This window comes from Aquimarina sp. I32.4 (genome assembly GCF_002924285.1).
In the GTDB taxonomy this organism is placed as follows: domain Bacteria; phylum Bacteroidota; class Bacteroidia; order Flavobacteriales; family Flavobacteriaceae; genus Aquimarina.
The window spans coordinates 1-21,080 of the sequence record NZ_PGUB01000027.1; the positions used below are offsets into that span (position 1 = coordinate 1).

The following is a 21,080-nucleotide window of genomic DNA, read 5'->3' on the forward strand; positions in this document are numbered from 1 at the left end:
GTCTTTGAAATCTTCAGGAATCATCAAAAATAAAATTTAGGCTAAGATAAAACATATACAAATCATAACTAAGCCTATATTTTTTGTTTGAACCATGATGAACTCTATGTACTGATGGAGTATTGAATATCTCATCAAGCCATCCAAGTTTGATAATTCGTTCTGTATGAATCCAGGTTTGGTATTGTGCAATAAAAATTAATGAGACTATGGTTTGAAAAGGGGTAAATCCTATAATAATCATTGGAATTAGAAATACCCATTCTATGGCACTTTCTATAATGCTCAATCTCATGGAAATAGTGAGATTGTAATTTTCTGAGGAGTGATGTACGCTGTGATTAGCCCATAAAATACGATGCTCATGTTCTAGTCTGTGCATCCAGTAATATGTAAAATCAGCAAGTAGCAGTCCGATACACCAAGTCCAGCCATTCATTGGAATTTCAAAAGGAGATATATGATAAAAAGGTAGTAAACATAAAATCCCAATAGAGCCGAATACGGTCTTTTCTAGTAATTGACTCATAAAAAAATGATAATATTTGCTCCAGTATCTTTCCATCTTCTTTCTTTGGTAGTAAGAATGTCTAAAAAGATTTCAAAAAGTGTAAGTACACTATTGATCACAAAAAAGTATAAAATGTAATCTAAGATTTTTGAAGTCTCAAACAGTGTAATAATTTCTTGTGTGCTCATAGGATTGTTTTTTTTGTAACAAATGTAATCGCAAAGAAATATAAAGTGTTTGTTGGTTTAGGACAATTTATTACTTGATAAGGAATATGAATTTCTGTCGATAGCTCATCTTTATAGTGTAGATTTGTCTTTTTTGGACGCTATGTTTTTGTCATTATGTGTAATCATATTTTATTGTAAAATAGAACATCATTAACAATTTTTTTGTTAATGATGTTCTGTAAAAAGCTATGTTTTTGTAAAAATCAAATCATTATGAATCAATAGCTTGATCTGTTATAGATTCAGAAGGTAATGCTTTTACTTTATTCAAAATAAAATATGCTACTCCAGCAGCTACTAGTAGTGCAGGAAGCATTACAATTAATATCTGATCTCTTGATACATCAAAAAAAGCAAAAGCAATTATAAAAATTAGTATTTCTGATCCAAACCAGGATCCTACTAATATGGCAATCCATTTTCCAGGTTTAATACCTTTTTCTTCTGCGATTTTTTTGATTTGTTTAATAAAATAGCTCAAAGCTAAAATTTCAATCATTGTATGAATTTATTTGTTTATTAATTATTAAGGTTATTTTTGGTTTTTATCTACAAGAGCAAGTGTTTTTTTTGTGTGTGTGATTATGGATTAGATGCTAATTACTCCAGCACAAACCTTTAATCGTATTATTTTTTTTACAGATTGCATTACTTGTTTTTTATAAGAAGTATTGGCATTTATTTCTGCCAGTATAGAATTAATAGTGTTTATCTCGTCTTGTGGCATTAAAATTAGGTCGCAACCTGCCTTAGAGGCAAGTAGAGGAGCGTTATCAAGAATTGTAACAGCTTTCATAATATTCAAGGCATCTGATATAACAATCCCTTTGAAACCCATTTTTTCTTTTAATAGACCACTAATAATTTTACGAGAACAGCTAGAAGGTAAGCCATCAGTTCCATATTCTTCATTATTATCAATTGTTATGTGGGCAATCATAATAGAAATCACTCCGTCCTCAATAATTTTTGTATAATTGCCAACTTCTTGCAAGGTGCCATCAATATATACACTTTGCTTATGAGTATCACCTTTTACTAGCCCATGACCAGGGAAATGTTTAGCAGTAGCAATGATACCTCCCTCTTGTGTGTGTGTTATAAATTGATTAGCTAGACGTACAACAACCTCTTTGTCATCTCCATAACTTCGCGATTTGATAGCTTCATTATTAGGGCTAACATCGAGTACAGGAGCATAATTATGATGTACACCAATATCTTTAAGTTCTTGATTTATGATGTTTACAATAGAATCTGATTGTGATTCGGTTTTAATATTTATTGTTTTACCTACATTTGGAGCGCCTTTAATTCTACTGGCAAACAAACTAGGCTCTGCATCCATACTAAAAAGAAGTGGTAGTGTATTGTTTTGAGAAGAAATAGTATTAAGTGCTTTTATATCTTCTATATGTTTTTGTTTATGGCCTTTTAAGAAAACAACGCCACCAATAGCATTTTCAGTTGTTAATTTTTGAACAGTAGCTTTAGATTTTCCTATTTCTCCTCCAGAGGTGATGATCATTTGTGCCACTTTTTGCCGATCATTCAATGCATTAAAAATAGAATCTACAGTATATTCTAGATCAGAATCGTATTTATAAAAATCCTGAAGGTTAAATTTTTGTGCTTTTTGCGCATAGGTATTTATAGATAATAAAATAAAACAAAGAGCTAATCGAAAAAAATTATTCATAAAATAAAATAGATGTATTGTAATTAACATTCAATGGGTGCACCATTCAGTTGCCCCCACTCACTCCAGGAACCATCATATATAGATACATTTTTATATCCTACCAGTACGGTAGCAAGCATGATAATACAAGCAGTAATTCCTGATCCGCATGTAAAGATCAGTTTTTTATCTTCAATATTAAAATTCTTTAGAATTTCTTCTAATTCGTTTGTAGATCTCATTTTTCCGTTGTTAAGCACATCTATATAATGTAGATTCATAGAATTAGGGATATGACCACCTTTTAAACTTTCTCTAGGCTCTGGTTCTGTAGCCTTAAATCTACCAGAAGACCTTGCATCTAGAATGAGTGTATTGGTGTTGTTTATTTCTGCAAGAATACCTTGTGCACTAGTGACTAGCTTAGGAATATAGGTAGCTTCAAAATTTCCTAGATCATATGTGTGTATATCAGATTCTAGTTTTTCGCAGGGTAATTTTTCTTTTTGCCAAGCAGGAAACCCGCCATCTAACACTGCGATATTATCAAATCCCATTGTCTTAAACATCCACCATACCCTAGGACTAGAATAGATGCCTAGTGTATCATAGACGACTATTTTATGATGAGAGCTAATGCCTAATGTTTTGCATGCCTCTGTAAAATCTTCTGGTGAGGGTAGCATATTAGGGATAGCTGTGTTTTTATTAAAAAAAGTCTTTTTTAAATCAAAAAAACGAGCACCTTTTATTTTTTGATATTGTTTTTGAGTATTTGTATCAGCGGTTACCTTTTTGATCGTTGCATCTAGAATTACTAGATCAGTATCATTTAGATGTTTATAAAGCCAATTGATAGAGACAAGAGGAGATTTGATTTGTAAAGTATTCATAAAATGAAATATTAATCAGGAAGCTGTAAATTTATCTAACATGGTATTAGTTTGTAGAATTAACTTTTTCTTAAAAAATCCTGTTCCCCCAAGTAATGATCCCTTCCAACCAATAGCTTGAGATGCCCATCGGCGTAGATTAAAATGATCTGTATGTTTTATGATCTTACCATTTTTGAACTCAAATTGAGCACTGATCTTATTGTGAATAGACCTTCCCGTTTTACTAAATGTATACCAAGCTTGCCATTTTGCAGATCCTATTTGGTCATTTGTTTCTATTTCAGAGAATTCTAATTTAAAATCCTTAGCATTTTTACATAGCATACGCCACATGTTTTTTGCCCTATCCCCTTTTAATTTTCCAAAAGCAGGATCTTCAAAAATGACATCATCGTGATAGCAAGAAATCATGGTTTCAGCATCGCGATTGTTTAATGCTGTATAAAAAGTTTTGATAAGCTCGTTCATAACGATTATAAAATAAATACTATGAAGATAGTAATAATTAATCTAGCTTGTCTGTAAGTCTATTGAATACTTTTTTAGGATCCTTGTTTTCGTACAAAACATCATGTACCGCATCAATAATTGGCGTTCTTGCTTCTTTTGTTGCATCAAGCTCATAGGCAGTTTTTGCAGCATAATATCCTTCAGCAATCATGCTCATCTCCATCTGGGCACTTTTTACAGTATACCCTTTGCCTATCATATTGCCAAACATTCTATTACGAGAAAAAACAGAATACCCAGTCACTAATAAATCACCCAGATAAGCAGAGTCATTAATATTACGTTTCATTTTGTGTACCTTTTTTATAAAACGTTTCATCTCACGAATAGCATTACTCATCAGTACACTTTGAAAATTATCTCCATATCCTAATCCATGTGCAATACCAGCAGCTACAGAATATATATTTTTAAGGACCGCTGCATATTCCGTTCCTATAATATCATCACTGATTTTACATTTGATATAATCCCCACTTAAGTAATCTGCCATAATTTTAGCTTTTTCTTCATCATTAGAAGCAATAGTAAGGTATGATAAACGTTCTAAGGCAACCTCTTCTGCATGGCAAGGACCTGTAATTACTCCAATATTATTAAAAGGGATATTGTATTTATCATGAAAATGCTCTCCTACGATAAGACCAGTTTCTGGAACAATACCTTTTATAGCAGAGAAAATAACTTTATCTTTTAGAGATACAGTAAGTTTTTCAAGTTCACTATGAAGAAAAGCAGATGGAATTGCAAAAATAAGATAATCTGCATTTGTAATTGCTTCATTAATATCATTGGTTAATTTAAGTTGTTCGATTTTGAACTCTACAGAACTTAAGTAATTGGGATTATGTTGTTGTCGTTTAAGATGCTCTATAGCATAGACACTTCGCATGTACCAACCAACTTCATTTAGATTTTCTGTAAGCATTTTTACAATAGCGGTTGCCCAACTACCACCACCAAGTACTGCGAATTTTATTTTATTTTCCATAAAAAAGATTGTGACCTCAAAAATAGGAAAAATACACCTCAAAATAAAAGACCGATAATCAATCAATTAAAAGTTTGGCATGTGTTTTGGTTTATCATAAATGAAATTGAAAACACAAAGCATATGAAAACGCTAAAATTACTTTCGGTTATTTTTTTAAGTTCAATACTGTTAACTTCTTGCGTAGCAGAAGTTGTTATCGAAGAAGATGTGTATATCGAAGAACCAAGAATTACTTTAAATGAGTTACTAAACACCTATGAAATTTGGTACGTAGATATTGAGCGTACAAAAGGTAATGGTGAGGTTCCGTTTTTGCAAAAAGCATTTACAGTTTCATTTAGAAATGGAGCTTTCTTGGCAAATAATAATTTGGTAGGAATGGGAAATAATGGAAATGGCTTTGGATTGAATGTTGGTTTTTATGATACGTTTCAAATGGATTTAGATATTGATCATGATATCGATGGAACATATAGGTTTGTGATATCACAAATTTCTGATAATGAAATAGAAATGTATGATGAGGTGACGAATACGAGCTATTATTTAATAGGACATCAACGTAGTGATTTTGATTATGACAGCGTATTTTATGATAATATTCATTATTTCTTACAAGAATATGAAACCTGGGAAAAAGTATTTACTAGTGAGTACGGGGTATTGAATGAATTTGATAATGAAAACTATTTAAAATTCTCATATTTTGGATCAGGAGAAAATTTTCAAAGCTCTCAAGATGAAATTGGAATTCCTATCAATGATATTTTCTATGATTATACAGGGCATTATGAAGTAAATGATATAATTAACATTTTTGATAGGAAAACTTTAACACTTGATTACGATTATTTGGGCAATGAATTCTTTGAGTTGTCCGTTATAAATGACAGTAAAATAGAATTATTTCATCCAAATTCTGAAACTGTATATCGGTTTGTAGGAAGAAGACATATACAATTCAAGAGTTCTGAGAAAGGAAAACCTACTCAGAATGAAAAGAAAAGAATAAAAAAAGCTGATTTTAGAAAGCTTTCAAAATAAAAGTAAGGTAGCACTTAACAATATTAACTTTTTGGTTGGTTATTTAGTTGGGAATCGCTCTACAAGAGAAATCTTGTTTGAGCGATTTCTTTATTTTATAGAAATACTTTTGATAGTTCTTTTTGTTTTTAGTGTATTGTAAAATGAGTATCTATAGAGATTTTGATTCAAAAAAGGTAATCAAATTAATTTGTGAGGCACTAGTTTATTATAAAATTGATTTTTTTTAAACTTATTTGTCGTAAAATATTTCAAAATTTACGGTAGAATCTTTCAAAATTTAATTTATCTTTAAAAGAGAGTATCTTTACCTTTTATAAAAGTAGCATATAAGATGGCAACAGTAGTACTAGATTTCGGAATTCAAGAAGCTCTGCAAGAATTAGGTGTTTCAACGCATAATAAAGGAACTTCTACAGGATCAAACTGGTTTTCTTCAGAAGAAGCAATCCTTTCATATTCTCCAGTAGATGGAGAATTAATTGGTAAAGTAGAAGTTACCACTGCGGCAGATTATGAAAAAGTGGTGCAAACCGCAACAGAAGCATTTAAAACATGGAGAGTGATGCCAGCTCCTCAAAGAGGAGAGATTGTAAGGCAGTTTGGAGAAGAGTTGAGGCGATTAAAAGAACCTCTGGGTAAATTAGTCTCTTATGAAATGGGAAAATCATATCAAGAAGGCCTAGGTGAGGTACAGGAGATGATAGATATTTGTGACTTTGCAGTTGGATTATCTAGACAATTACATGGTTTAACTATGCACTCAGAACGTCCTGGACATAGAATGTATGAACAATACCACCCCCTTGGAATTGTAGGAATTATTTCTGCATTTAATTTTCCTGTAGCTGTATGGTCTTGGAATACAGCTCTAGCATGGATTTGTGGTGATGTATGTATCTGGAAACCTAGCGAAAAAACACCGTTATGTGGAATTGCATGTCAGAATATTATAACCAAAGTTTTAAAAGATAATAATCTGCCTGAAGGAATTTCTTGCCTGATTAATGGAGATTATAAAGTAGGAGAAATGATGACAACAGACAACAGGGTTCCTTTGATCTCTGCAACTGGATCTACTCGTATGGGTAAAATTGTTGCAGGAACAGTTGGGCAACGTCTCGGTAAATCACTTTTAGAACTAGGAGGAAATAATGCAATTATTGTTACACCAGATGCCGAGATCAAAATGACAGTAATTGGAGCTGTATTTGGTGCGGTTGGTACGGCAGGACAACGTTGTACATCTACTAGACGATTAATTATACATGAATCTATTTACGATCAAGTAAAAAAAGCAGTGATTGATGCATATAAACAATTGAGAATAGGAAATCCACTTGATGAAAATAATCACGTAGGGCCGTTAATTGATACAGATGCAGTAAAAGGGTATCAAAATGCTCTAAAAAGAGTAGAAGAAGAAGGAGGAACTGTTATTGTTGAGGGAGCAGTGCTTACTGGAGAAGGATATGAAAGTGGATGTTATGTAAAACCAGCCATTGCTGAAGCTAATAACTCGTTTGAAATAGTACAGCATGAAACATTTGCTCCAGTATTATATCTTTTAAAATATAGTGGAGATATAGGAAATGCAATCGAATTACAAAACGGAGTTGCACAAGGACTATCTTCTGCAATTATGACGAATAATTTGAGAGAAGCAGAACGTTTTTTATCTCATGCAGGATCAGATTGTGGGATTGCAAATGTAAATATAGGAACCTCTGGGGCAGAGATTGGTGGGGCATTTGGTGGAGAGAAAGAAACAGGTGGAGGGCGCGAATCAGGATCAGATGCTTGGAAAGTGTATATGCGTCGCCAAACAAACACAATAAATTACACTACAGAGTTACCATTGGCACAAGGGATTAAATTTGATCTCTAGGTAGTTAATTTTATGTAATAAAATAGAAAGCATCCTTGATTAAGGATGCTTTTTTTGTTTGAAAAATTATAAGCTATAGAAAACGCAACCTTGATTGTTTATTAGCATCTTAATCTTGTATATAAGTGATATTTAAAAATGAGAAAAAAATGAGAAAAATCTTTTTTATTTTGTTGATTATTGGTGCATCCTGTGGAAATGATGATGATACAGAAAACCCAGTATTATGCACAGAAGAAGCTAGACTAGGACTAGAAATTGTTATTAAAGATGTAGAAAGTGGAGCAGTTTTGACAGAAGGTATTACAGTAATGGCTAGCGATGGACAATATTCAGAAACATTAGAAAATGTAAAAGGGACCAATCTTTTTATAGGAGCATATGAGCGCAAAGGAACATATGTTATATCAATAAGTAAAACAGGCTATATCTCGATAGTAAGTGATCCCGTTATTGTAACTGAAGATATATGCCACGTGATAACAAAAAACTTAGAATTTGTGTTATCGAAAAAATAAAAAAAATCATAATTTTTCATAATTTTTCATAAAATAATTCAAAAAATTAAGCTAATTTTGAGAATCACTCATAAATCAGCTTAAAAAATGAAAAGATTTTTATTTTACCTAAGACAGTCAGTTTGGGCGGCTTCTCTTTTTGGGGCCATTACTACAGTAAGTTCGCAACAACTTAAAAATCAGGCAGACCAGCCTGTGAAAGGACATTCACTTTATAAACAATCCAAAATTTATGATAGTAAATATGGATCTAAGAATAATGTGAAAAAAGTTGGAGACAATGCGATACAAAGAATGAAATGGGAATTTGAAAGACTCAAAGACCCTAAAACAGGAAAGATTCCCCTAGGAATCAGAACCAAAGAAGTTAGCTTTGCAAGTAAAATTGCAACAGGAAACGATTCAAAACAATCGATTGCCAATTCTGCAAAATCTTCTAAAGTAGGTCGTTTTTCATATTGGAAAAATAGAGGGCCTTATAATGTAGGAGGAAGAACAAGAGCATTGGCAATTGATCGTACCAATGAAAATATAATTTTAGCAGGAGGAGTTTCTGGTGGATTATGGCGTTCTACAGATAGTGGCAACACATGGAAAAAAGTAACCAATAGAAGGCAGTCACCAAGTATTACCTGCATAGTGCAAGACCCAAGACCAGGCAAGCATAATACATGGTATTATGGTTCAGGAGAACGATTGGGTAATTCTGCTGGAGCAGGAGGTGCTTTTTTTCAGGGAACGGGAATATATAAGTCTATTAATGGAGGGAGGTCATGGAAACTTCTTGAAGCTACTAATGATAATGATATTAGAGCTTTTGGACCATTAGATCTTATTAATTCGATTGCTATTAACCCTATTAATGGAGATATCTATGTTGGAACTATTTCGGGAGTACAGAGATCTCAAAATGATGGTAGAACATTTACTGAGGTTTTATCAGGAGGATTTGATACCAAAGCAGAGGTGTTAATTACTCCAGGGGGTAAAATTTATGCCACTTTAGATTCCGAAAGTGATCCTAATAAAGGTTTTTTTGCTTCAACAGATGGCGATACATGGGTTAGTATAACTCCTAATTTTATTTCAGAAACAATAGGTAGAACCGTTATGGATTTTAATCCATCAAACGAAAATGAAGTATATTTCTTTGCAGAAAATTTGGGAGCAGGTTCACCAGCGTTTTTATTAAAATATAATGAAGGAGCAACTGCTCAAGAAGCATGGGTAGATTTAACAGCTAATCTTCCTCCTAACTTTGAAGATAGAGCAGGGACTTTTAATCTTCAAGGAGGATATAATCTTTTGGTAAAGGTAAGTCCTGCTGACCCTAACTTAGTTTTTGTTGGAGGAACTAATTTGTATAGATCAACAACTGGTTTTACTACTCCTACTGGTATAGATGGGTGGATTGCAGGGTATAGTCCAAGGAACTTAAGCTCATTTAATCAATATACAAATCAACACCCAGATCAACACGCATTGGTATTTTATCCTTCAAACCCAAATAAAGTATTATCAGGTAATGATGGGGGGATATATGTGACAGAAGATGTAACCGCTACAAATACTAATGAGTTTAATGAGCCTGTTCAATGGGTTTCTTTAAATAATGGATATATAACAACACAACCATACCACGTTTCTTTTGATCCTGAACCTAATAGTGATGATTTACTTGCTGGTTTTCAGGATAATGGCAGCTGGTTTACCTCTTCAGTCAATGTTACAGACCCTTGGATCGAGGATTTTGGAGGTGATGGTTCTTATAATGCAATTGCAGATAATGGAAGAACAAGATACGTCTCTTCGCAAAGAGGAAATGTATACAGATTTAATTTTGATGAGGCAGGAGTGTTTCAGTCCTTTACAAGAATAAGACCAGCAGGAGCAAATGATCTTGCTTTTATTACTCCGTTTATTTTAGATCCAAACAATGATAATATTATGTATTTACCAGCGGGTAATAGAATATGGAGAAACAACAATCTAGATGAAGTTCCGCTTTTTTCTAACGCATTTGCAACCGTAAATTGGGTGGATTTACCAAATACAGATACACCAGCAGGAACAACAATAACATCGTTGGATGTTTCTAAATATCCAATAGCCAATAGATTGTATTATGGAACCAACTCTGGTGGTATCTATAGAATGGATAATGCTAACTTAGATGATCAGGTAGTAGTAGATGTTTCTACAGGAAAAGGATTGCCAGAAGGATTTGTGAATGATATCAATGTTGATCCTTCAAATTCTGATAGAGTGATCGTTACTTTTTCAAATTATAGAGTGATCAGTGTATTTCTTACGGTTGATGGAGGAGATACTTGGACTAATATCAGTGGAAATCTAGAAGAAAATGCAGATGGAAGTGGTAATGGTCCCTCAGTAAGAAGTACAGCATTTTTTGGAGGTAGCCAGGGATTCTTTGGTTCACGATTACAAAAAGTATATGCAGCAACAAGTACAGGGTTATATTACACCAATAGGTTAAATGGAGAAAGAACTCGTTGGATCAAAGAGCCTTTTGCTATAGGAAATGCAGTAACAGATGAGGTGAAAACTCGTAAAGATGGATTTATTGCGGTAGCCGCTCATGGTAGCGGATTATATAGTGCCAGGTTCCCTGTATTTAATGAATTACCAGAGTCATCATTGAGTGTAGCTTATTTATTAGAAGATCTTTTAGTTGCAGAAAATAGTGAAAGTATACAAGTAGATGTTACTGGTTTATTTGTGCACTCTAGTGGAGCGCCAATAAATATTGAGTTTACCAATTCTAATCCAGAATTAGTAACGGCTACTTTAGATGGGAACACAGTTACCCTTTCTTTTGCCCCTGATAGTTTAGGAAAAGCAACTATAGGACTTGTAGCAACTTCTGGTGATGAACAAGTAGCAGAAGGATTTACAGTGTCAATATCTGAACTTCCTGTTTATGAGCAAGTAGCAGGTTCTGTATCAACATTACCATCTCAATTTTTTGTAGATTTCGGTGGGCTAGTGCAATCTGCGGATGATTTTGTTATTCCAGTAGGAAACACATGGACATTAGAAAGAATTGTAGCTTTTGGATCAGGAAATAACTCCCCTCAATTAACTAATGCAACGGTGGTTATATACGAAGACAATGCAGGTGTTCCTGGTGCTGAGGTATATAATAGTGGAGAGATTGTACCGATTTCTGATCCTTCAGATTTAAACTTGAATTTAATGTTACCGCAAGGAGTAACACTACAAAGTGGAAGCTACTGGCTATCAGTATACGCAAATCTGGCATTTAACCCAGATTCAACTCAATGGTTTTGGGCTTCTCAAAATGGAGGAATTGGCCAAGAACCACATCTTAAAGATGAATTAGATTTATTTGGCACAGGAGCAATTGATTGGACACCTGTTTCAATTGCTTTTGGTAGAGATCCTCTAGATCAAATATTCCAGATTTATGGAGCAGTAGATGATGGTAGCACAGGTAATGGCCCTTCAATAGCAGAGCCTCTAGCTACATTGGATGTAGAAAAAGGAATTTCGGTATACCCAAATCCATCTAGTGACCAGTTCTCGTTTAATCTTAAGAAAATAACTTCAAAGTCTAGCGAGAAAATTTCTATAAATATTTTTAATAACACGGGTAATCTGGTGTATTCTAAAGGAAATATTGATGCAAATTCCGATTTGACATGGAATGCATCAAGTATGCCAGCAGGTTTATATGTAGTAAGAGTTTACGGAGGTACAACTAATAATACATTTAAAATTGTAAAACGATAATTTCTATATATAAAAAGAGGTTGAATTTTTCAACCTCTTTTTTAAAATTATATTATGACCAAAATACTATATGTAGTACTGGCAATATTATTATTTTCTTGTAAATCTAATAGTGTTGCACAAGAAAAAGGAATTAAAAATACTAGTTCTAAGGTAGAAAAACCTAAGTTTGGTGATACTCAGAGTATAGCTGTTGACCCCAATACAGTTCATTTAGTTGCTGTAGTGCAAGAACTGAAAAAAGATGGAATGCTCTGTGATAAAAAATTTAAAGCAACTACAAGTGTAAGGATAAAAAGAATTATTAATTCGGGAGCAGGTATTGTTAATATGATTAGCGCTGGACAAGAGATCGTTTTTGGTTTTGTGAATTCTCCAGCAAATGATTTCAAAAATCTAACTCAAGATATAAGTAAAGACAAGGAAGTATTTTTTAAAGTAAGAGAAAATCTATGTTCTGATATGAGCAATACAATGTATGAAGTCGTTAGATATAACTAGAAGATAAGTTGTTATTTGTTGTTTCCTGACTTATTCTATCTCTCTTAAACATTATATAACAGTTTTTTGTGAATATGAAGCAGAGTATATTGGCTATAATATTATTATCTTTGAAGAGTGAAGATTCTTGTATTTATATTATCAATATATTTTTTGGCACTTAATCTTATGCCATGTAATGATACTATTTCTACTACAGAAGACACCCATATAGAAACTTCGACATGTACAGGAGATACTCATGATGACTCTACAGAAAATGATTTATGCTCCCCTTTTTGTCAATGCCATTGTTGTCATGTGCATGTAGTTGATTTTAATATTAATTCATATCAATTACTCTTACCAGAGATGTATCCTCAATTATTTACTCATTTTGATAGTGTAGGTAAAGAGATTCCTGATTTACCTTTTCAACCTCCCAAAGTTTAGTTCAGTTTAAAGGATGCGTACGTCCTGACATGTCTTTTTTATAAAGGAAAGACTCGCTTAATCGCTGTGTTTTATTTAAAAAATAAAGCATATCGTAACAAATAACTGAATTAAAAATACACTATGCTTAATAACATAATTAAGTATTCTATAACTCATAAATTGATTATAGGAATACTAACCTTTGCATTAATTGTTTGGGGGGTATACTCTCTAAAACAGTTACCAGTAGATGCAGTTCCTGATATAACAAACAATCAGGTACAGGTGATAACCTCTTCGCCTACCCTTGCAGCGCCAGAGATAGAACGACTACTTACTTTTCCTGTTGAAATTACAATGGCTACCATTCCTGAGATTGAAGAAATACGCTCTTTTTCTCGTTTTGGATTATCTGTAGTAACCATTGTATTTGATGAGAAAACAGATATTTATTGGGCAAGACAACAAGTTAGCGAACGCCTTGTAGAAGTACAATCACAAATACCTGCTAATATTGGTAAACCAGAGATAGCGCCTCTCACTACTGGATTGGGTGAGATATATCAATACGTTATTACCACTGAGCTAGGATATGAAGATCAGTATGATGCTTCTAGTTTACGGACTATCCAAGATTGGATTATAAAACGCCAATTGCTAGGCACGCCAGGAGTGGCAGATGTGAGTAGTTTTGGTGGATATCTTAAGCAATATGAGGTAGCTATACGTCCAGAACGATTAAACGCTATGAATGTATCTATCTCAGAAATATTCAATGCATTACAGAATAACAATCAAAATACAGGAGGTGCCTATATCGAAAAAAATGATAAATCTCTCTTTATCAGAAGTGAGGGGCTAATAGGTAGTATTACGGATATAGAGAATATATTGATTAAGCAAACTACAGATGGGATTCCTATTTTGATCAATGATGTTGCCATAGTGCAAATGGGAAAAGCAATTCGTTATGGGGCTACCACTCGAAACGGAGAAGGGGAGGTGGTAAGTGCTATTGTAATGATGCTAAAAGGAGCAAATTCTGCCAAAGTCATCAAGAATGTGAAAAATAAGATGGCGTCTATAAGTAAAACTTTGCCAGAAGGAGTTATTATAGAGCCATTTTTAGACAGAACTAAACTTGTAAATAATGCCATAGGTACCGTAACCACAAATCTTATAGAAGGAGCACTCATTGTTATATTTATCCTTTTATTATTATTGGGAAATTGGCGTGCAGGATTAATTACAGCATCTGTTATTCCTCTATCTCTATTATTTGCTTTTGGAATGATGCATCTTTTTGGGGTTTCTGCAAACTTAATGAGTCTTGGCGCTATTGATTTCGGATTAATAGTAGATGGAGCTGTAATCATTGTTGAAGCAACAGTATTTCATCTTGGGGCTTTAAAACTTACAAAAAGAATGACCCAAAAAGAAATGGATGATGAGGTGTATGCTTCTGCCAGTAAAATCAGAAACTCTGCTGCTTTTGGAGAGATTATTATACTTATTGTGTACCTGCCCATTCTGGCATTGGTAGGAACCGAAGGGAAAATGTTTGGTCCAATGGCAAAAACTGTAGGTTTTGCCATTATGGGAGCATTTATACTATCTCTCACATATGTTCCTATGGTATCTGCTTTGGGATTGAGTAAGAAAGGAACACATAAAGAAAACATTTCAGATAAAATCATAAATTTCTTTTATAAGCTGTATGAGCCCATAATCAAATGGTCGATGCGTAGCAGAATACTAATCCTAGCTATTACATCAGGACTTTTTATAGTAGCGTATTTGGTGTTTAATACTCTGGGGGGTGAATTTATACCCATATTAGAAGAAGGAGATTTTGCAGTAGAAACTAGAGTGCTTACAGGGAGTTCGCTATCTAATACGATAAAAGCGACAACCAAAGCAGAAAAAATATTACTTGATGAGTTTCCTGAAGTTTTACAAGTGGTTTCAAAAATTGGATCAGGAGAAATACCTACTGACCCCATGCCAGTAGAGGCAGCAGATATGATGATCATCCTCAAAGATAAATCAGAATGGGTATCAGCTGCAAATAGATCAGAATTGGCACACAAAATGGGGGAATCCTTAGAAGTGATTCCTGGAGTAGCTTTTGGTTTTCAGCAGCCAATACAAATGCGTTTCAATGAATTGATGACAGGGGTACGACAAGATGTAGCAATAAAAGTGTATGGAGAAAACCTTGAACAACTCTCATCCTACGCAAATCAGATGGGTAAAATAGCCCATACAGTAGAAGGAGCTGTAGATGTTTATGTTGAAGAAGTAACAGGAGTACCTCAGATCGTCATTGATTACAACAGGGCGCAATTGGCAAAATATGGATTAGATATCAAAACAGTAAATAATACCATACAAGCAGCTTTTGCGGGTGCTTCTGCTGGATTGGTTTATGAAGGAGAAAAACGTTTTGATCTGGTAGTACGACTAGACAATAGTAATAGAACCAGTATCACCGATGTGCAAAACCTTTATATAAATGGGCATAATGGAGAGCAGATTCCATTACAGCAAGTGGCAGAAGTAGCTATCAAAGATGGTCCCTATCAAGTACAAAGGGATAATACCAGAAGGAGGATCATCGTTGCTTTTAATGTGCGTAATCGGGATGTAGAAAGTGTAGTAAAAGAAATCGAGTCAAAAATAGATGCTCAGGTAAAATTGGCTTCAGGTTATACAGTAGCTTATGGAGGTCAGTTTGAGAATCTAATTAAAGCCAAAAATCGATTGGCAATTGCAGTACCATTGGCATTACTCCTTATTTTTATATTACTGTATTTTACCTTTGGGTCTTTGAAGCAAGGTGTTCTAATTTTTACCGCCATCCCTCTTTCTGCCATAGGAGGAGTTTTTGCGCTTTGGATTAGAGATCTACCTTTTAGTATTTCTGCTGGAGTAGGTTTTATAGCTTTATTTGGAGTCGCTGTACTAAATGGTATAGTGCTGATAGCAGAATTCAATAGATTAAAGAAACAAGGAATTACTGATGTTTTTGAGCGTATTTACATAGGAACTAAGACCAGATTGCGTCCTGTGATTATGACAGCTACGGTAGCTTCATTAGGATTTTTGCCAATGGCAATTTCTCAAACCTCAGGAGCAGAAGTACAACGACCTCTGGCAACAGTTGTGATAGGCGGGTTGATTACGGCTACCTTTTTGACCCTAGTAGTATTACCTATTCTATATTATTATTTTGAAAAAAGAATACAAATGATGCCAATAAAAAAAGTGTTTTCATTATTAGTATTGTTTGGGTTATTTGGTAATATAACTTCAATACATGCACAGGCAGATGTACAAAAAATAGTATACCAAGATTTAGAAGAAATTATAAAGGTAGCATTAGAAAACAATCCAAATGTACAAGTAGCACTACTGCGAACAGAACAGAAACGTGTGCTCAAAGGAACAAGTATTAATTTACCAAAAACTAAATTTAGTCTTGAGTATGGACAAACCAATAGTGATTATGATAATGATAGTCGCTTTAGTATTAGTCAGAAATTTGCATTTCCTACACTATATACTCAGCAGAATAAACTAGCAAAAGCAACTATAAAATCTAGTGAATTACGTGAACAAGTAGTTCGAAACGAAATTATAAAGCGACTTAAATCTACCTATTATCAACTATGGTTTCTTAAGAGTAAGCAACAACTATTACATAAACAGGATAGTATTTATCAACGATTTGCGTATGTGGCAAATTTACGTTTCAAGACAGGAGAGAGTAATGCATTAGAAAAAGCAACTGCTAATGCAGAATTAGCTGATTTGCAAATACAGATACAAAATAATACTACTGCTATACAGGAATATCAGTTAGTCATGCAAAAATTAATGAACTCTGAAACAGCAGTTGATATCGATGTTTCTAGCTTAGAAATGAGGTCAGAGTCAATCTTGGTCTCACAAAATATAGAAGGGATAGAAAAAAATCCTGAAGTGTCTTTTTATAAAGAGCAAATTACCATTGCAGATCTTAAAAAATCGGTAGCAGTATCAGAGATGCTTCCTGATATTACATTGGGTTATTTTAATCAATCGTTTAATGGTCCAGGAGAAAGAAAAAATGGGACGTCAACAGTTTTTGATACATCAGATCGATTTACTGGCGTACAATTAGGGTTGGCTATTCCTATATGGAGTAAACCTCATTCAGCAAAGATCAAAGCAGCCAAAATATATCAAGAAGAGAGTGAAACACGAATGAAAGTGATAGAAAACGAGGTAAACACACAGTTGAAATCATTGATGCATCAGCTTCAGAAAAATAAAAAAAACATATCGTATTATGAGAAAAATGCGATTTCACAATCAGAACTGTTATTAAAACAGTCCCTGTTGGCATTCAAAGAAGGAGCTATTGGGTATATAGAATATGTACAAGGGCTTAATCGTTCTTTGGGTATCAAAACCAAGTATTTAGAGTTTTTGAATATTTACAATCAAACACTTATAGAAATCGAAAGTATAATTGCAATTCAATAATAATGAAAACAAACCTATATATAATACCAGTATTACTTGCCCTTCTTTTTGCTTCGGGATGTAATAACATAGCAACAGTTTCTTCTCAAGAAAAGCATGAAGATGCTCATGAAGATCATATAGAATTGACAGATAAACAAATAAAACAAACTCAAATAAAAGTTGGAACAGTTGAAAAACGAAATATCGGAAAGGAGTTGAATGTGAATGGAATGATAGATGTGCCCCCGCAAAGTAATCTTTCTATTACTGTGCCTTATGGAGGTTTTTTGAAATTTACCGATATGCTTCCTGGAACAAGATTAAAAAAAGGACAACTTGTAGCAAGGGTAGAGAACCCTCAGTTTATAGAATTTCAGCAAAACTACCTCGAAGCGGTAGCAAAAAACGAATACCTGAAGGCTGATTATGAACGACAGAAAACACTTAATCAAGAAGAGGTTTCTTCAACAAAGATATTTCAAAAAGCAAAAAGTGATTATTTGATTAATAAGGCAAGTATTCAGGCGTTAGAAAGTAAATTGAAAATGGTAGGAGTTAGCCCTTCAAGTGTAAGAAAAGGAAAAATATTTTCTGTAGTCAATGTGTATTCCCCGATCAATGGGGTAGTGCGTGAGGTGTATGTAAATACGGGAAAATATTTTGGTGCTCAAGATGTGCTAATGGATATCACTAATGCCGATGATTTACATGTAGAGCTCAAAGTGTATGAAGATGATATTCCGTTGATCAAAAATGAACAACGCATTCGTTTTCGTCTGGCAAATCAACCTGATACATGGATGGAAGCAGAGGTTTTTCTGATTGGTAATAATGTACGTGAGGATCGATCAATAACAATACATGGGCACTTAAAAGAAGAAAATCATGAATTGCTTCCTGGAATGTTTGTAAATGCAAGAATAGAGGTGGGTACACAAGAAGCATATACTGTTCCAGAAGCTGCAATAGTACGTTTTGATGAAAAGTATTATGTGTTTGAAATTGGTAAAAAAAGAAAAGAAGGTGAAAAAATAGTTACCGATTTTGAGATGATACCTATTGTAAAAGGAGCGGAAGAAGATGGGTTTGTAGCAATTACACTAGAAGATCAGACCAAAGATATAAATACAATCCAATTGGTGATTAACGATGCTTTTACACTATTGGCAACAGCAAAAAATAGTGGAGAAGGTGGACATGCCCATTAGTCAAATATTTTTTTTCACCTTATTATAAGTAGAAACCTATTCTTGTAATTTCTTCTAGTAGGGTTTACTTTTTATTGATTATTGGCTAATTAACAGAATTAATTAGCCAATAATCAAATAATTTTGTGAGGTACTATAATCAAGTGATATTATATATCATTCAATAATTTTGTGATCTCGTCAAGTTTTGGTGTTAAAATAACTTCAATACGTCTGTTTTTGCTTTTTCCTGCACTAGTATCGTTAGAAGCAACGGGAGCAAATTCTCCTCTTCCTGCGGCAGTGAGGTTTTGCGGATCAATTTTTTTGTTTTGCAATAGAATATTCACAATAGCAGTGGCTCTTTTAGTAGAAAGGTCCCAATTTCCAGATAACTGTCCATTTCCAGTATAAGGCACATTATCAGTGTGACCTTCTATAAGGACTGCAATGTCAATGTTTTGTCCTAATACTTTACCTAGTTGCTTTACTGCTTTCTGTCCTTGCGTTCCTACAGCCCAACTACCAGATTCAAACAGGAGTTTGTTTTCCATAGAAATATAAATTTTACCATTGCGTTCTTCTATAGTAAGACCTTTACCTTCAAAATTACGAAGCGCTTTAGAGATTGCATTCTTTAGAGCTTGCATTTTTGCATCTTTGGCAGCTATTAGACCTTCTAATTCATCAATACGTTTAGAACGAGAATTCAAGTCTCTTTGTAAGGTTTCTAGACGGCTACGTTCTTTTGCTAATGCACGTTCTTTCTCTTCGAGTTGTTTTAATAATTCTCTGTTTTTTTTACTATTTGATGCAATGGCCGCAGAGCTATTTTTTTCTAACGCATCATAAGAGTTTTTTAAATTTTCATAATTAGCTTGAGCAGCATTGTATTTTCCTTCGAGATCATCCCTCTCTGCTTTGAGTTTTTGATATTCGGCATCTAACTGCTCCAGTGCTTTTTTATTTGCATTATTTGCTTTTTCTAAGGTAGAAAGAGCATCTTTGTTTTTACGATTTTCTCGTTTCAATCTGGCATATTTTCCTTCCAGATCTTTATACACTTTAGTCGAAACACAAGAAGACATAAGAGTACCGACAAGTACCATTAACACAATTTTTTTAATCATTTTATGGGGTATTTAGGGGTTTAAAAACTATACTTCTAATTCTACAACAATAGGACAATGATCACTATGTTTAGCTTCTGATAAGATAACGGCTCTTTTTAAATTATCTTGTAAAGGTTTAGACACCATACCATAATCCAAACGCCATCCTTTGTTGTTTGCTCTTGCATTAGCTCTATAGCTCCACCATGAATATTGGTGAGGTTCTGTATTAAAGTGTCTAAAAGAATCAATAAAACCGCTATCCATAAAATTACCTATCCATTCTCGTTCTACAGGTAAAAAACCAGACACATTTTTATTACGTACAGGATCATGAATATCTATTGCTTGATGACATATGTTATAATCACCAAGAATAACCAGATTAGGATGTTCTTTTTTGAGGTCGTTTACATAGGTTTGAAAATCAGCCATGTATTTAAGTTTGTGCTCTAGACGATCTGTATTGGTACCACTAGGCAGGTATAAACTCATAATAGAAACTCCGTCAAAATCAGCTCTTAGGTTACGACCCTCAAAATCCATATAATCTATCCCAGTACCATAGGCTACATGTTTGGGCTCTGTTTTAGATAAAATAGCGACACCACTATATCCTTTTTTTTGAGCACTGTACCAGTAATTATAAGAATACCCTGCTTGTGAAAACAGATCTAGATCTAATTGTTCTTTATTGGCTTTTATTTCCTGAAGGCAAATTACATCAGGGTCGGCCTGTTGTAACCACTCTAAAAATCCTTTTTTTATTGCTGCTCTGATTCCATTTACATTATAGGATACGATTTTCATTGCGCTATCAATTTAAATTTTAGTAAAAATAGAAAATGAACTGTCATAGTTATGCATTTTAATGATCTAAATGCAGTAGGGTTTTAATAAATTTTCATGATCTTTATAGGTAAACATCACAAAACATGAAAAATATGCTCAAAATCACCTGTTTATTTCTCGCATTTAGCATATACAACTGTATCCCTACAAAGGGAGTAGAAACCAAAGATAATGCTGATTCCAAAACAAGTAAACAACAATTTTTGAAAGAGATGAAAGAAAAAGGATTTAGTAAAGGAACTATTGTTACGAGTAAGAATACTGATTGCTCTTATATACTTAATGTCGAAGAGTTTGAAGATAATCTGGATCCTATAAATTTAAAAGAGTTTTTTAAAAGTGAAATCCCCGAACATGTGTGGGTGAAATTTTCTAGCCTTAGAATGCCAAGTAGGTGTAATGAAGCACGTCCTGTTTCTATTACAGAGATTACTAGGAGAGATAAACTTTAGCTCT

General features: G+C 33.7%; 18 protein-coding genes. 9 read left to right on the plus strand and 9 right to left on the minus strand.

What is annotated here, in order from left to right; translation table 11 throughout:
• Positions 1-13: 13 nt before the first annotated feature.
• From CVD18_RS08050 to CVD18_RS08075, 7 genes are all read right to left on the minus strand, one after another.
• The gene (locus CVD18_RS08050) at positions 14-529 is read right to left on the minus strand and encodes a sterol desaturase family protein (protein WP_199185058.1); all 516 of its coding nucleotides are present in this window, start codon (positions 527-529) and stop codon (positions 14-16) included.
• On the minus strand, positions 526-699 hold the full coding sequence (locus tag CVD18_RS22965) for a hypothetical protein (protein ID WP_199185059.1): 174 nt from the start codon (positions 697-699) through the stop codon (positions 526-528). The genes CVD18_RS08050 and CVD18_RS22965 overlap by 4 nt, the downstream gene beginning before the upstream one ends.
• A 253-nt stretch (positions 700-952) precedes the next feature.
• Positions 953-1,240 (minus strand): hypothetical protein, encoded by a 288-nt coding sequence (locus CVD18_RS08055; RefSeq protein WP_103864933.1) that lies wholly within the window; start codon positions 1,238-1,240, stop codon positions 953-955.
• A 90-nt stretch (positions 1,241-1,330) separates the two neighbouring features.
• Positions 1,331-2,440 (minus strand): glycoside hydrolase family 3 N-terminal domain-containing protein, encoded by a 1,110-nt coding sequence (locus tag CVD18_RS08060; RefSeq protein ID WP_158250412.1) that lies wholly within the window; start codon positions 2,438-2,440, stop codon positions 1,331-1,333.
• Between the two features lie 23 nt (positions 2,441-2,463).
• Positions 2,464-3,315 (minus strand): sulfurtransferase, encoded by an 852-nt coding sequence (locus tag CVD18_RS08065; protein ID WP_233194508.1) that lies wholly within the window; start codon positions 3,313-3,315, stop codon positions 2,464-2,466.
• Between the two features lie 15 nt (positions 3,316-3,330).
• Positions 3,331-3,786, minus strand: coding sequence for a nuclear transport factor 2 family protein (locus CVD18_RS08070; RefSeq protein WP_103864935.1), 456 nt, complete (start codon positions 3,784-3,786; stop codon positions 3,331-3,333).
• A gap of 37 nt (positions 3,787-3,823) precedes the next feature.
• Entirely contained in the window at positions 3,824-4,819 is a 996-nt protein-coding gene (locus CVD18_RS08075) for an NAD(P)H-dependent glycerol-3-phosphate dehydrogenase (RefSeq protein WP_103864936.1), read from the minus strand.
• Between the two features lie 123 nt (positions 4,820-4,942).
• On the opposite strand from CVD18_RS08075, the gene CVD18_RS08080 reads away from it, so the two are divergent.
• The 8 genes from CVD18_RS08080 (at position 4,943) to CVD18_RS08115 (ending at position 18,681) form a co-directional block, all read left to right on the plus strand.
• On the plus strand, positions 4,943-5,866 hold the full coding sequence (locus CVD18_RS08080; RefSeq protein ID WP_103864937.1) for a nicotinic acid mononucleotide adenyltransferase: 924 nt from the start codon (positions 4,943-4,945) through the stop codon (positions 5,864-5,866).
• A gap of 334 nt (positions 5,867-6,200) precedes the next feature.
• Positions 6,201-7,754, plus strand: coding sequence for an aldehyde dehydrogenase family protein (locus tag CVD18_RS08085; RefSeq protein ID WP_103864938.1), 1,554 nt, complete (start codon positions 6,201-6,203; stop codon positions 7,752-7,754).
• A gap of 149 nt (positions 7,755-7,903) precedes the next feature.
• A complete protein-coding gene (locus CVD18_RS08090; protein ID WP_103864939.1) occupies positions 7,904-8,272 on the plus strand; it encodes a hypothetical protein in 369 nt (122 codons plus the stop codon).
• 87 nt (positions 8,273-8,359) lie between these two features.
• Positions 8,360-12,046 carry a T9SS type A sorting domain-containing protein gene (locus tag CVD18_RS08095; protein WP_103864940.1) on the plus strand — a complete coding sequence of 1,229 codons (3,687 nt, stop codon included), beginning with the start codon at positions 8,360-8,362 and terminating at the stop codon, positions 12,044-12,046.
• A 54-nt stretch (positions 12,047-12,100) separates the two neighbouring features.
• Positions 12,101-12,547 (plus strand): hypothetical protein, encoded by a 447-nt coding sequence (locus CVD18_RS08100; protein WP_103864941.1) that lies wholly within the window; start codon positions 12,101-12,103, stop codon positions 12,545-12,547.
• Between the two features lie 117 nt (positions 12,548-12,664).
• Complete coding sequence (locus CVD18_RS08105; protein WP_369858590.1) at positions 12,665-12,979, plus strand: DUF6660 family protein; 315 nt, start codon at positions 12,665-12,667, stop codon at positions 12,977-12,979.
• 123 nt (positions 12,980-13,102) lie between these two features.
• On the plus strand, positions 13,103-17,491 hold the full coding sequence (locus CVD18_RS08110) for a CusA/CzcA family heavy metal efflux RND transporter (RefSeq protein WP_103864943.1): 4,389 nt from the start codon (positions 13,103-13,105) through the stop codon (positions 17,489-17,491).
• Positions 17,492-17,493: 2 nt separating this feature from the next.
• On the plus strand, positions 17,494-18,681 hold the full coding sequence (locus tag CVD18_RS08115) for an efflux RND transporter periplasmic adaptor subunit (protein WP_103864944.1): 1,188 nt from the start codon (positions 17,494-17,496) through the stop codon (positions 18,679-18,681).
• Positions 18,682-18,830: 149 nt separating this feature from the next.
• On the opposite strand, the gene CVD18_RS08120 is transcribed toward CVD18_RS08115, so the two are convergent.
• Both CVD18_RS08120 and CVD18_RS08125 read right to left on the minus strand, forming a co-directional pair.
• Positions 18,831-19,790, minus strand: coding sequence for an OmpA family protein (locus CVD18_RS08120; protein ID WP_103864945.1), 960 nt, complete (start codon positions 19,788-19,790; stop codon positions 18,831-18,833).
• 27 nt (positions 19,791-19,817) lie between these two features.
• On the minus strand, positions 19,818-20,582 hold the full coding sequence (locus tag CVD18_RS08125) for an exodeoxyribonuclease III (RefSeq protein ID WP_103864946.1): 765 nt from the start codon (positions 20,580-20,582) through the stop codon (positions 19,818-19,820).
• Positions 20,583-20,716: 134 nt separating this feature from the next.
• On the opposite strand from CVD18_RS08125, the gene CVD18_RS08130 reads away from it, so the two are divergent.
• A complete protein-coding gene (locus tag CVD18_RS08130; RefSeq protein ID WP_146052734.1) occupies positions 20,717-21,076 on the plus strand; it encodes a hypothetical protein in 360 nt (119 codons plus the stop codon).
• Positions 21,077-21,080 lie beyond the last annotated feature (4 nt).